9 protein-coding genes, 1 tRNA gene and 1 pseudogene are annotated in these 13,100 nt (G+C 70.0%); 5 read left to right on the top strand and 6 right to left on the bottom strand.

Features of this window, described 5'->3' with window-relative positions; genetic code table 11:
• Positions 1-30: 30 nt before the first annotated feature.
• The 3 genes from ACH4XV_RS09495 to ACH4XV_RS09485 all read right to left on the bottom strand — a co-directional run bounded on the left by ACH4XV_RS09495 (position 31) and on the right by ACH4XV_RS09485 (position 1,439).
• Positions 31-102 (bottom strand) — tRNA-Gln (locus ACH4XV_RS09495).
• Positions 103-285: 183 nt separating this feature from the next.
• Positions 286-1,086, bottom strand: coding sequence for a fumarylacetoacetate hydrolase family protein (locus ACH4XV_RS09490; protein ID WP_395788010.1), 801 nt, complete (start codon positions 1,084-1,086; stop codon positions 286-288).
• Positions 1,087-1,256: 170 nt separating this feature from the next.
• Entirely contained in the window at positions 1,257-1,439 is a 183-nt protein-coding gene (locus ACH4XV_RS09485) for a hypothetical protein (RefSeq protein ID WP_395788008.1), read from the bottom strand.
• 528 nt (positions 1,440-1,967) lie between these two features.
• Between ACH4XV_RS09485 and ACH4XV_RS09480 the strand changes: the two genes are divergently transcribed.
• From ACH4XV_RS09480 to ACH4XV_RS09460, 5 genes and pseudogenes are all read left to right on the top strand, one after another.
• Positions 1,968-6,029, top strand: coding sequence for a nitrate- and nitrite sensing domain-containing protein (locus tag ACH4XV_RS09480; protein ID WP_395788006.1), 4,062 nt, complete (start codon positions 1,968-1,970; stop codon positions 6,027-6,029).
• Entirely contained in the window at positions 6,026-6,454 is a 429-nt protein-coding gene (locus tag ACH4XV_RS09475) for a roadblock/LC7 domain-containing protein (RefSeq protein ID WP_020553297.1), read from the top strand. The genes ACH4XV_RS09480 and ACH4XV_RS09475 overlap by 4 nt, the downstream gene beginning before the upstream one ends.
• 38 nt (positions 6,455-6,492) lie before the next feature.
• Positions 6,493-6,825: pseudogene (locus tag ACH4XV_RS09470) on the top strand (DUF742 domain-containing protein); the annotation flags it as partial.
• The gene (locus ACH4XV_RS09465; protein ID WP_078975288.1) at positions 6,806-7,396 is read left to right on the top strand and encodes an ATP/GTP-binding protein; all 591 of its coding nucleotides are present in this window, start codon (positions 6,806-6,808) and stop codon (positions 7,394-7,396) included. The pseudogene ACH4XV_RS09470 and the gene ACH4XV_RS09465, both read left to right, overlap by 20 nt.
• Before the next feature lie 289 nt (positions 7,397-7,685).
• Positions 7,686-8,174 carry a hypothetical protein gene (locus tag ACH4XV_RS09460; protein ID WP_395788004.1) on the top strand — a complete coding sequence of 163 codons (489 nt, stop codon included), beginning with the start codon at positions 7,686-7,688 and terminating at the stop codon, positions 8,172-8,174.
• A gap of 19 nt (positions 8,175-8,193) precedes the next feature.
• On the opposite strand, the gene cimA is transcribed toward ACH4XV_RS09460, so the two are convergent.
• The 3 genes from cimA to ACH4XV_RS09445 form a co-directional block, all read right to left on the bottom strand.
• A complete protein-coding gene (gene cimA, locus ACH4XV_RS09455) occupies positions 8,194-9,822 on the bottom strand; it encodes a citramalate synthase (RefSeq protein WP_395788002.1) in 1,629 nt (542 codons plus the stop codon).
• 491 nt (positions 9,823-10,313) lie between these two features.
• Positions 10,314-11,441, bottom strand: a complete 1,128-nt coding sequence (locus ACH4XV_RS09450; RefSeq protein WP_395788000.1) for a branched-chain amino acid aminotransferase — start codon at positions 11,439-11,441, stop codon at positions 10,314-10,316.
• Positions 11,442-11,685: 244 nt separating this feature from the next.
• Entirely contained in the window at positions 11,686-12,729 is a 1,044-nt protein-coding gene (locus ACH4XV_RS09445; RefSeq protein ID WP_395787998.1) for a 3-isopropylmalate dehydrogenase, read from the bottom strand.
• Positions 12,730-13,100: the final 371 nt, after the last annotated feature.

Raw genomic sequence — 13,100 nt, 5'->3', positions numbered from 1 at the left:
TACCAGCGACATCGCCCGAAGACGATGCAGCTGGGGTACCAGGACTCGAACCTAGACTAACGGAACCAGAAACCGTCGGGCTGCCAATTACCCCATACCCCAATGCTCGGTCCTTCGCGTTACCCGGGGGTTTTACGAGGACTTCGCTCCGCGCTGCTCCCTTGCGGGGCGGCACGAGAAGAACTTTACCCGATGAGGCGCGCGTGACCAAAACGGGTTACCGGCCCCCCGTTCGAACCACCACAAGTCCGGCCGGCCCGCCCACGACGTGCGCGGAAGTCCCGTTCAGCCGCGCTTGACCACGGTGTTCGTGAGGGTGCCGACGCCACCCACGGTGACCGAGACCCGGTCGCCCACGTGCAGTGGTCCGACTCCCGCCGGCGTGCCGGTCAGCAGCACGTCGCCGGGCAGCAGCGTCATCGCCTGGGTGACGTGCACGATCAACTCGGTGACGGTGCGGATCATCTGCCCGGTGCTGCCGGCCTGGCGCACCTCGCCATTGACCGTGCACGCCACGGTCAACCCCTCGCCCTCGGTGACCTGGTCGAGCGTGATGTCGGTCTCCACCCACGGGCCGAGCGGGCAGAAGGTGTCCATGCCCTTGGCCCGACCCCACTGGCCCTCGGTGCGCTGCAGGTCGCGCGCGGTCACGTCGTTGGCGCAGGTGAAGCCGAAGATCACCTCGGCCACCCGCTCGGCGGGCACGTCGCGACACATCCGGCCGATCACCACGGCCAGTTCGGCCTCGTGGTGCACCTCGTCGGAGATCTGCGGGTACGCGATGCCGTCGCCGTGTCCGATCACGGAGGTGGACGGCTTGAGGAAGGTGATCGGCGCGTCCGGGAGCGCGCCGCCCATCTCGGCGGCGTGCGCGGCGTAGTTCTTGCCGATCGCCACCACCTTGCTGGGCAGCACCGGCGCGAGCAGGCGCACCGAGGACAGCGCGTGTTGCGCTCCGGTGGGCCGCAGTTCGCCGAAGGGGTGGCCCGCGAGGGCGTGTACGACCAGTGACTCGGGTCGGTCGGCGTCGCCGGTCACCACCCCGAAGGAGACGGAATCGTCGGTGGAGAACCTGGCGATGCGCACGATGGGGTCACCCTTGCCGGAGAGTCACGAACGAGACGTGCCCAAGGCTACGCGGGCGCGACCCAGGCCGGCGTCGGGCCGCGGCGGATGCGCAGGTGACGGGCGTGGCCGGGGGCAGGGTGCGAGGGGGTGCCGAGTGCGGCCGGCGGTGGATCCGGGACGTCGGCGGGTCAGGCCGAGGCGTCGGTGCCGGTCGAAACGTCCATCAGGTTCGTCCGCCGCGGGTTCGCGGTGCGCACCTCGGCGATGACCGACCGCGCGGCCTCTGTCGTGCGCTGACGCGGCAACACCGCGTCGACCTGCGTACGCCTGGGGTTGGCCGTGCTGGGGCGGTGCGTGCTGATGGTGTCCACGGTTCCCGGTTCTCGCTGTTCTCGCTCGTTCTCGTCCGCACGTGCGCGCGGGGTGCGATGGTGTGCACCCTGTTGCGGTCTTGCCCGCCAAGATTACCCGTGGTTACGTCAGGGGTGGTCACGGGTCACCCACGGCTGCTGCTCACCGACCGCACATCACGGTTTACACCAGGTGTTCGAGCCGGGACATCAATATGTGATTTTCACCTCCCCGGAACCTCGACAAACGTATGGCATTTTGCCCCTGATCGTCCGTTAATACCGGTTGATTGCCGCCCGAAACGGCTTAACCGCCGAGATCGGGTTGAATCACGGTTTGTCCGGACCCCGCTATCTTGTTGCGGCTCCGTGGCTGTGCTGAAATGCCTGCGACCACGGGGGTGGTTCCCAACAAGCGGAGTTCCTTCACCTTGTCGCGCGAGCGCGACGGAGGTGCCCTGGGAAGAACGCGAATCCAGGGATTTACGCGCACACGAGCCTCGCCTTACCGGCGGGTCTAACGACTGGTCACAAGAGGTTGCGACGCTAGTGCAGGGACGTCGGAAGAAGCAGCACGACTCCGCAGGGGCCCCGGCCACGGCCGGCCCCGCCACGCCGGAGGTGCGAGCCCCGCAGCAAGCCAGCGGACCCCAGGATGCCAACGAGACCCCCGACTCCGTCGGGGACTCCATAGCCGGCGCCGGGGCGGCCCGGCCCGCCGGGACGGCACCGTCCCGGCTCAAGTTGCTGTTCTCGATCGGGAACTGGCGCATCCGTACCCGGATCACCGCGCTGCTCCTGCTACCGGTCGTGGTCGCCGCGTTGCTCGGCGGCCTGCGTATCCAGTCGTCGATCGACAAAACGCAAGAGATGGACACGGTGCAAAAGGCATCGGCCATCATCGACCAGGCGTCGACGCTGGCCGCGTGGCTGGAGCAGGAACGCGACCTGCTCGCGCAGGCGAGCGTGGCTCCGCCGGCGGATCTGACGGGCGAGGTGAACAAGGCCAAGAAGACCACCGACGACCAGGTCACCGTCTACAACGCGACCGCCGCGAAGCTGAACACCGACTCGATGCCGGTGCTCGGTGCCACGCTCAAGGACATCGGCCACTCGCTGACGGAGTTGAACCGCACCCGTCAGGACGCCTTCAAGACCAGCACCCGCAGCACCATCGACGCCTACAACAAGATGATCCTGCAGCTGCTGCAGATCAACCAGGAGGCGCCCGAGGTCACCCGTGACGCCGACCTGATCCAGGGCGCCCGCGCGCTGGGTTCGTTCGGCGAGGCGAAGGCGTACGCGTCCTCGCAGCGGGCCGCGGTCGTCGCGTACGCGCTCAAGCCGAACGACCTCCCGCTGGAGGCGGGCGAGACGCTCGCGCGACTGAACGAGGGCGAGCAGAACGCGATCCGCGCGTTCATCAGCGTCGCCCCCGCCGACTGGAGCGCGCTGTACAAGTCGGGCGTCAGCCGGGACAAGATCACCCTGGTCGAGGAAGCCTTCCAGCAGTTCAAGGGCATGGTCGGCGCGGCGGTGTCCGCTCCCAAGCCCGGCGGCAACGCCAAGCTGGACAACATCGCCGAGTTCAACCAGCAGACCTGGTGGACGCTGTCCACGGACAAGATCGGCGCGCTCGGTCAGGTCGAGGCCCAGCTGGGCAAGAAGCTGACCGCCACCGCGAAGGACCTGCGCGACCAGGCCCGTACCGACGCCCTGGTCAACACGATCCTCGTCGTCGGCGCGCTGTTGATCACCATCCTGCTCGGTGTGATCGTGGCCCGTTCGCTGGTGCGCTCGCTCAACACGCTGCGTCGGTCCGCGCTGGAGGTCGCCGAGGAGCGGCTGCCCGAGACGGTGCGCCGTCTCTCCGAGTCGGACCCCGGCGACGTGGACCTGGCCATCGAGCCGATCGGCGTGTTGTCCCGGGACGAGATCGGCCAGGTGGCGCGCGCGTTCGACGCGGTGCACGCCGAGGCCGTACGACTCGCCGCCGAACAGGCCCTGCTGCGTGGCAACGTCAACTCGATGTTCGTCAACCTCTCGCGCCGCAGCCAGAGCCTGATCCAGCGTCAGCTCGCACTCATCTCCGACCTGGAGAACCGCGAGGCGGACCCGGACCAGCTGGCCAACCTGTTCAAGCTCGACCACCTCGCCACCCGCATGCGCCGCAACGGTGAGAACCTCCTGGTGCTCGCGGGCGAGGAGCCGGGCCGGCGCTGGACCCGACCGGTTCCGCTGGTCGACGTGCTGCGCGCCGCGGCCTCCGAGGTGGAGCAGTACGAGCGGGTCGAGTTGGGCGCGCTGCCCACCACCGACATCGCCGGCCGCGCGGTCAACGACCTCGTGCACCTGCTCGCCGAGTTGCTGGAGAACTCCACCACGTTCTCCAGCCCGCACACCAAGGTCCGCGTCACCGGCCACATCCTTCCCGACGGCCGGGCGCTGATCGAGATCCACGACAACGGCATCGGGCTCACCGGCGACGACCTCGCCGACGCCAACCAGCGACTGGCCCGTCCGCCGGTGGTGGACGTGTCCATCTCGCGTCGCATGGGTCTGTTCGTGGTCGGCCGACTGGCCACCCGGCACGGCATCCGCGTCCAGCTCCGGCCGGGCGAGGGTGGCGGTACCACCGCGCTGGTCATGCTCCCGATCGAGCTCATCCAGGGCGACCGGCCCAGCGGCGGCGACGGGTGGAGCAAGGGCGGCGACAAGACCGCGGCCGCGGTGTCCGGCTGGAGCGAGGAACTGCCCTCGGCCACGCCCGCCGCGCCGGCCCTGCCCGGTCCCCGGGTGGGCAGCCGGGCCCAGGAGCGCAACCGGCGGCGCGAACTGCCGCAGCGCAGCGCCGAGACGTCGGTACAGCCGGTCAACCAGCCGCCCCAGCCGACGCCGGCCGCGGACAACCGGCCCGCCCAGGCGCCGGTGCAGCAGGAGCCGTCCTACGGCAGCACCCAGTCCTTCGAGGCACCCTCCTTCCAGGACGCCTCGACCGGGCAGGACACCCCGTACCCGGGCACGGTGAACCCGTTCGCGAGCGAGCCGGGCGTGCACAGCACAGGTGCGCACCGCGCGCCGAGTTCGCCGCCGCCGGCCACGCCCGGTCGCGACAACCCGTTCGCTCCGGTCGGGTCGCCGGCCCAGGACACGGGCGCCTTCCCGGCCGCGCCGCCGGCGCCGATGTTCGGCACCGCCGAGGACCACCTCGGAGCCGAGGCACAGCAGGCGCAGTTCGGCACGGACACCGGGTCCTTCCCGGCCGCGCCGCAGTTCGGCGACGGCACCGTACGCGGGGGTGACACCTCGCAGTTCGCGTCGCCGTTCGGATACGCGGACGAGCCGCGTCCCGAGGCCGACATCGACCCGCTCGACCCGCTCGGATACGAGCAGTCCGGGCAGTTCGGCGGCCCGGGTGCGGAGCTCGCACCGCGCCGGGACGAGCCGCAGCGCCCGACTTGGGGCACCGAGTACGACGAACTCACCCCGGTGGCGCCGCTGCCGCCGATCGAGCCCGTCGCGCCGCCGGTCGAGGTGCCGTCCGGCTACGACGCGCCGCGCCGGGAGGAGTTGACCCGTCGCGACGAACTGCCGCAGCGGGCGCCCGAGTCCGGGGACGAACTCGGGACGGACACCGGCGACGCGCTGCCCGTGCTGCGCGGTCCGGCGCAGACGCGTCCCCTGCCGGTGCGGTCGGAGCAGGACGAGCACAGCCGGGCCGAACAGGTGCGCGGCCCGCAGGGCGATGTGCGTCCGGCGGTCTCGCCGTTCGAGCCGGCCGGTCCGGGTCGTTCGGAAACCGGTCCGTTCGCGCCCGTCGGTGCGCAGGAAATCGCCGAACAGGTGCCTGCTCCGTCCGAGTTGGACATGAGTGCGCCCCCGAGCACCGGGGACGACGGTAGGCTTCCCATCTTCGACACACTCGAGTCGGACTGGTTCCACCGCCAGGGCAACCGTGGCGGTCGGATGCGTGCCGCGCAGGTCCGTTCCACGCCGCGAGGCGGGGAGCGAGCCGTACCGGCAGGCGAGCAGGCGCTCCCGGATCCGGGTCCGTTGGGCGATCTCGATCGTCGGGTGCCGATGGCGACCAATCCGCCGCAGGCACCGGCCGAGCCGGCACCGGCGTTCGGCGGTGGGCGTCAGCAGCCCGCCACCGACATGTTCGGGACGCCGACGGAGCCGGACGAGGTCGTCGAGCAGTCCGCCGCGGTCTCCCCCGTCGGTGGCCCGCAGGGGCCGCAGTCGGGTTGGTACTCCGCGGGTGACGACGGTTGGCGCGCGGCCGAGGCCGCTCGTGAGCCGTCCTCGGGTGGCACCACCGGAGCGGGCCTGCCCCGACGTGTGCCTCGCGCCAACCTGGTGCCGGGCGGCGTCGAGCAGTCCGGCGGGGCTCAGGCCCCGGGTCACACGGGTGCGGGCTCTGCCGCGGCCGGGTCCCGTCGGGAGCCGGGTCGACCGACCGCGCCGAGCGGGCCGGGCCTGTCCCGGTCGCCCGACGAGGTCCGTGGACGGCTGACCAACTTCCGCCGGGGCATCCAGCAGGGTCGCACCGCCGGGGCCGGGGGATCCGCCCCTCGACCTCGTGACGAGAACAACCAGGAGCAGGCATGACTGAGAAGTCGTTGAGCCAGGCCGCGCAGAACCTGAACTGGCTGATCACGAACTTCGTGGACAACACCCCCGGGGTGTCGCACACGGTCGTGGTCTCCGCGGACGGCCTGCTGCTCGCCCTGTCCGAGGGCTTCCCTCGCGACCGGGCCGACCAGCTCGCCGCCGTCGCATCGGGTTTGACCAGCCTGACCCAGGGTGCGTCCCGTATCTTCGAGGGCGGGCACGTCACCCAGACGGTCGTGGAAATGGAACGGGGTTTCCTCTTTATCATGTCGATTTCGGACGGCTCCTCGTTGGCCGTGCTGGCGTCGCCGGAGTGCGACATCGGCCTGATCGGCTACGAGATGGCCCTGCTCGTCGATCGCGCGGGCGCCGTGCTCACGCCGGCGTTGCGCGCCGAACTCCAAGGTGCACTGCCGCGATGACACCTTCGGATATGTCCGATCACGGGGACCAGGAGTTTCACGAGACCCTGGTCCGCCCATATGCCATGACCGGTGGTCGTACCCGGCCTCGCTACCAGCTCGCGCTGGAGGCCCTGGTCACCACGACTCCTCAGGTGGCCAATCCACCCGGCCTGTTGCCCGAGCACCAGCGCATCTGCGCGCTGTGTCGGGAGGTCAAGTCGGTAGCCGAGATCTCGGCTCTGCTCACCATCCCGCTCGGTGTCGCCCGCGTCCTCGTCGCGGATCTCGCCGAAGCCGGCCTGGTGGTCATCCACCAGCCCGGGAACGACCAGGGGCAGCCGGACGTCACGCTGCTCGAAAGGGTGCTCAGTGGACTTCGCAAGCTCTAGCCCGGGCCCGGTCCCCGCCAGGTCCTCCACCACGTCGGCGAAGATCGTCGTCGCCGGCGGATTCGGCGTGGGCAAGACCACGCTCGTCGGTGCCGTCTCGGAGATCGCTCCGCTGCGTACCGAAGCGGTCATGACGTCCGCCAGCGCCGGGGTCGACGACCTGTCGGCGACGCCGGACAAGCAGACCACCACGGTCGCGATGGACTTCGGTCGCATCACGCTGGACGAGGATCTGATCCTGTACCTGTTCGGTACTCCGGGTCAGCACCGATTCTGGTTCATGTGGGACGACCTGGTCCGCGGCGCGATCGGCGCCGTGGTTCTGGTGGACACCCGCCGACTCGCCGACTGTTTCCCCGCGATCGACTACTTCGAGAACAGCGGTCTGCCGTTCATCGTCGCGTTGAACTGCTTCGACGGATTGCAGACCCACCACGCGGAGGATGTCCGCGAGGCATTGCAAATAGGGCCCGACACCCCGATCGTGAGCTGTGACGCACGGCGCCGCGAATCGGCCAAGTCGACCCTGATCACGCTGGTCGAGCATGCTCTGATGGCTCGCCTGCGCTGACCTTCGGTACACGTTCCACCTGTTTTTTTCGTATTTTGCACCAGCACACCTCAGGCGAATCCCATTGCGGGGTTCGCCTGAGGTGTTGTCGCCGTGCGAACGGCCCGGGGAGGATTCCCGAGGGTTGTACGGGGAATTCGACAAACGTGTGACAGGACGCGGCGACATGCCCGGCCGAGTCTCCGCCTCGGCCCACACATTGCTAGGGTCCTTCCATAGCCATCTGTTGCCCAATTGATATCAGAACGTTTTGAGGCGCAGGCCCAACAACGAACCGAGGTGGGGTTCGGTGGACGACAACAGCAGGCGCGCGGCACAAGCGGCCCGCCTTCCGATGGTCGACGGAACGACCGAATCGGGGCTGCCGCGAAGGCCCCCGCAGGCGAACCTGCTGCCGGGCGCGGCGGCCGAGGAGTTCGGCCTCGATCGGGAGCTGTCGCTCTCCCGGGAGCCGGAAGAGGTCCGGGGGCGCCTGGAACGTTTCGCCGTCGGACGCGAGTTGGCACGTCTCGAGGAGAGCGAACCGCTGCTGCCGCCGAACCCGATGACCGCGGCGAGTCCGCTGGCCTCCTCCCCCGTGCGTCCGCCCGCGCCGCCGGCTCCGCCTCAGCCCCGGACGGTGACGCCGGCAACTCCCGTACCGCCCACCGCTCCGCCCGCCCCACCCGCTCCGTCCGTGCTGCCGGCCCCGCCGCCGGGATCCCTGTCGCCACTGCCGGCGGGTTGGGACGAACCGTGGGGCGACGGGTGGCGTTCGTTCCGCCCCGGCCGCCCCTGACGGTTCATCACATCGGCCGCTACGCGCCGTCCGGACCCTCGGTGTGCCGTACACCGGGGGTCAGGCCCGCCTTGAGCAGTCCGTAGGTGTAGGCGTCCTCCAGGGCCTGCCAGGACGCCGCGATCACGTTCTCCGCGACACCGACGGTGCTCCACTCCTGCTTGCCGTCGGTGGTCTCCACCAGGACGCGCGTGATCGCGTCGGTACCGTGGCGGCCCTCCAGCAACCGGACCTTGTAGTCCATCAGTTCGAATGTCGCGAGCTGCGGGTAGATGCGCTCCAGAGCCAGCCGCAGCGCGCGGTCGAGCGCGTTGACCGGGCCGTTGCCCTCGCCGGTCGCCACGATCCGCTCGCCCTTGGCGTACAGCTTCACCGTCGCCTCGTTGACCGGGGCCCCATCGCCGCGCTGTTCGCTGATGGCGCGCCACGACTCCAGGGTGAAGAACCGTGCCCGGCCCAGGCTTTCGTCCCGCAGCAGCAGTTCGAACGACGCGTCGGCGGCCTCGTAGGTATAGCCCGCCGCCTCGCGCTCCTTGACCTGGTTGACCACCCGGCCGACCAGGTCCTTGTCGTCGGAGAGGTCGTAGCCCAGCTCGCGGCCCTTGAGTTCGATCGAGGCCCGGCCGGCCATGTCCGAGATCAGCATGCGCATGTCGTTGCCGACCCGGGCCGGGTCGATGTGCTGGTACAGGTCGGGGTCGACCTTGATCGCGGACGCGTGCAGGCCGGCCTTGTGCGCGAACGCGGACACGCCCACGTAGGGCAGGTGGGTGGACGGGGCGAGGTTGACCACCTCGGCGATCGCGTGCGAGATCCGGGTCATCTCGCGCAGCTTGCCCTCGGGCAGTACGCGCATGCCCTGCTTGAGTTCGAGGTTGCCGACCACCTGGAACAGGTTGGCGTTGCCGACGCGTTCGCCGTAGCCGTTGGCGGTGCACTGGACGTGCGTGGCGCCGCCCTCGACGGCCGCGAGGGTGTTGGCCACCGCGCAGCCCGTGTCGTCCTGCGCGTGGATGCCGAGCCGGGCCCCGGTGGCGGCGTGCACCTCGGTGACGATCTCGCGGACCCCGGTGGGCAACATGCCGCCGTTGGTGTCGCACAGCACGACCACCTCGGCACCCGCGTCGTGCGCGGCGGCGACCACGCTCAGCGCGTACCCCGGGTTGGCCCGGTAGCCGTCGAAGAAGTGCTCGCAGTCGACGAACACCCGGCGGCCCTGTGCGCACAGGTGCGCGACGGTGTCCCGGACCATCTCCAGGTTCTCGTCGAGCGTGGTGCGCAACGCGAGCGAGACGTGCTTGTCGTGCGACTTGGCCACCAGGCACACGACCGGCGCGTCGGAGTCCAGCAGGGCCTGCACCTGGGGATCCGCGGCGGCGGTGGTACCGGCCTTGCGGGTCGAGCCAAAGGCGACCAGGACGGCGTTGACCAACTGCAGTTCGTCCTTGGCCCGGCGGAAGAACTCGGTATCGCGCGGCACCGCGCCGGGCCAGCCGCCCTCGATGAAGCCGACGCCGAAGTCGTCCAGATGGCGGGCCACGGTGAGCTTGTCGGACACCGTGAGGTTGATGCCCTCGCGTTGTGAACCGTCCCGGAGCGTGGTGTCGAAGACGTGGAAGGCGCTCGGGTCGGTCGTCGTGGGGTGCATGGGTTCTCCCATCGGTCAGAAATGGCGGGCCCGCGCGCGGGTGCTTGCCGCATGGGTGGTGCGGCAAACAAAAAGACCCCTCGCGGTCGCGAGAGGTCTGCGTGCGGGCGGTGGGCGGTTCGCTCACCCCTTGTGGGGGGATCGGCCCGTTGCCGGCACGCTGCGGCTAATAATGAGCCACTGCTGCATGGTTCTGATTTTGGCATACTCGGCGGCGCGTGGTCGGGCGGTCTCACCATGTGGTCGGTGCGGATTTTTTGTTCGCCCACCCGCTCCACCCGTTACGTCAGGTGGACGAGCTGCGGATTACCGCGAGGCGCGGGCGCGCGGACCCCGGAGGCCGCTGCGGATCCGGCCGCTCCCCGGCGCGTCAGCGCCCATGATGTGATCGTCGACCGGTGATCGACGAGCGTGCGAGGAGAGCGGCCGGACGCCGCCGCGGCGTAGCCGCACCGCGCGAAGCGCGGCTTTCCTGAGCGGCCGGACGCCGCCTAGATGTTATGGGTCCAGCCGTGCACGTCGTCCGCGCGGCCGGTTTGGATGTCGACCAGAGCCTTGCGGAGTTCCATGGTGATCGGGCCCGCCTCGCCTGTGCCGACGGTCCAGCTCGCGGTGGTGGACTTGACCGAGCCGACCGGGGTGATCACCGCGGCGGTGCCGCAGGCGAAGACCTCGGTGAGGGTGCCGTCCGCGTTGCCCTCGCGCCAGTCGTCGACCGAGATCTGCGCCTCCTCGGCCGCGTAGCCGCGGTCGGCGGCCAGCCGCAGCAGCGAGTCGCGGGTGATGCCGGGCAGCAGCGAGCCGGTCAGGCGCGGGGTGACGATCCGCGCGTCCTTGCCCTCCCCGTACACGAAGTACAGGTTCATCCCGCCCATCTCCTCGATCCAGCGACGCTCCACCGCGTCCAGCCAGACCACCTGGTCACAGCCCTGCTCGATGGCCTGGGCCTGGGCGACCAGGGACGCCGCGTAGTTGCCGGCGCACTTGGCCGCGCCGGTGCCGCCGGGCACCGCGCGCACGTACTCCTGGGAGAGCCAGACCGAGACCGGCTTGACGCCGCCCGCGAAGTACGGGCCCGCGGGCGAGGCGATCACCACGAACAGGAACTCGTTCGAGGGACGCACCCCGAGTCCGACCTCGGTGGCGAACATGAAGGGCCGGATGTACAGGCTCTCCTCGGCCGCGCCGGGCACCCAGGCGATGTCCTGGCGGATCAACGCGTCCACCGCGGCCACGAACAGGTCCTGGGGCAGTTCCGGCATGGCCAGGCGGCGCGCGGAGTGCTGGAAGCGCTCGGCGTTGGCGTAGGGCCGGAAGGTGGCCACACCGCCGTCGGGGCGGCGGTATGCCTTGAGCCCTTCGAAGATGGACTGCGCGTAGTGCAGCGTCATGTTCGCGGGGTCGATGTCCAAGGACGCGTAGGGGGTGAGCTGCGCGTCGTACCAGCCGCGTCCGGCGCTCCACTTGATCGTCACCATGTGCTCGGTGAACACGCGGCCGAAGCCCGGGTTCTCCAGACGCGTGGCGCGTTCGGCGTCGCTCAGCGGATGCGAGGTGGGCTTGAGGTCGATCGACAGGGGTGCCTGGAGGGAGGGCTCCTGCGGGGCGGCAGTCGTCATGGCTGGTTCTCGTCCTTCACCGTGGAGTATGGCGGGGCCGGGGCTGCGGATACCCGGCTTCCCGCACATGGACGTACTGGAAGTGTCCCGGGAACCGCGCCCGCGTTCCACCCGGTGAGACGTTAACGCAGTCGACCGGGATCCCGACAGGCGCGGCCCCCGTCCCGCCGAACGACCGATTCGCCGGTCCGGCAGGGGGCACGCGTCGACGGTCCCGGTCGACGGACGTGGTGGTGCCGGCGAATCAGCCGGCTACTCGGGCGGCGAGCGCGTCGCCGATCTGCGACGTGGTGCGCGCGCCGAGGGCCGCCCGCTCGGCGAGGTCGGCGTACACGGCGGCCTCGACCCGGCGGGCCTCCTCGGTCCGACCGAGGTGTTCGAGCAGCATGGCCACCGACAACACCGCGGCGGTGGGGTCGGCCTTGCCCTGGCCGGCGATGTCCGGCGCGGAGCCGTGCACCGGCTCGAACATGGACGGGAACTCGCCCGACGGGTTGATGTTCCCGCTGGCCGCGAGGCCGATGCCGCCCGCGATGGCGGCGGCGAGGTCGGTGATGATGTCCCCGAAGAGGTTGTCGGTGACGATCACGTCGAAGCGCTCGGGCTGGGTGACCATGAAGATGGTCGCCGCGTCCACGTGCAGGTAGTCGGTGGTGACGTCGGGGAAGTCGGCGGCCACGGCCTGGAAGATCCGCGTCCACAGGTGTCCGGCGTGGACCAGCACGTTGTTCTTGTGCACCAGGGTCAGCTTCTTGCGCGGCCGGGCCTGGGCGCGGGCGAACGCGTCGCGCACGACCCGCTCGATGCCGAACGCGGTGTTGACGCTGACCTCGGTGGCCACCTCGTACTCGGTGCCGGTGCGCAGCGAGCCGCCGTTGCCGGTGTACGGGCCCTCGGTGCCCTCGCGGACCACCACGAAGTCGATCTTCGCGTCGGGTCCGAGGGGTGAGACGACGCCCGGTGCCAGGCGGGCCGGGCGCAGGTTGACGTGGTGGTCGAAGGCGAAGCGGAGCTTGAGCAGCAGGCCCCGCTCCAGGACCCCCGAGGGCACGCTCGGGTCGCCGATGGCGCCGAGCAGGATCGCGTCCCGGTCGCGCAACTCGGCGAGCACGCTGTCGGGCAGCGTCTCTCCCGTGCGGTGGTACAGGCGGGCACCGAGGTCGTACTCGGTGGTCTCCACCTTGACGTCGGCGGGGAGTACGGCGCCGAGGACCTTCAGACCCTCCGCGACCACTTCCTGGCCGATGCCGTCACCGGGAACCACTGCGAGACGAATGCTGCGAGACATGCGGGGACCCTACCTTTCGTCCCATGGGCCGACATGCGGCGTCCGGATGATGGGACGCTCAGCGCTCCTCGTCGGCCGGGCCTCCGTTGTCGCGCCGGTCGAGGGCGCGCTGGAGCGCTCGGGCGGCGTTGCGGCGCGTGGTTTCGTCCATGACTGCACTTCCTTCACAAGGCTGGCGACTACACGGTGTGCGACGGACACGTGCGAGGGCCTTGTGGGCGTGCCGAAATTTCCTGCCGTACGGGGATTTCCGGAAACGGAAGGAGCCGTCTTCCTTCACGGTAGGCGACGAACGACATCGATGTCTGCAATTTACTCGGAGTTCCTACTATCTGAGACCGACAACCCCCCACCCGGCGTAGCGGCACGGC

This window comes from Embleya sp. NPDC020630, from assembly GCF_044334985.1.
In the GTDB taxonomy this organism is placed as follows: domain Bacteria; phylum Actinomycetota; class Actinomycetes; order Streptomycetales; family Streptomycetaceae; genus Embleya.
The sequence above is the reverse complement of the archived record's forward strand: the minus strand, read 5'-3'. Positions and strand labels throughout refer to the sequence as shown.

Excerpts from the sequence above, each read along its gene's own strand:
- ACH4XV_RS09475 (WP_020553297.1), top strand. The coding sequence starts at position 6,026 with ATGACTGAGAAGTCGTTGAGCCAGGCCGCGCAGAACCTGAACTGGCTG.
- cimA (WP_395788002.1), bottom strand. The coding sequence starts at position 9,822 with ATGCACCCCACGACGACCGACCCGAGCGCCTTCCACGTCTTCGACACC.
- ACH4XV_RS09450 (WP_395788000.1), bottom strand. The coding sequence starts at position 11,441 with ATGACGACTGCCGCCCCGCAGGAGCCCTCCCTCCAGGCACCCCTGTCG.
- ACH4XV_RS09445 (WP_395787998.1), bottom strand. The coding sequence starts at position 12,729 with ATGTCTCGCAGCATTCGTCTCGCAGTGGTTCCCGGTGACGGCATCGGC.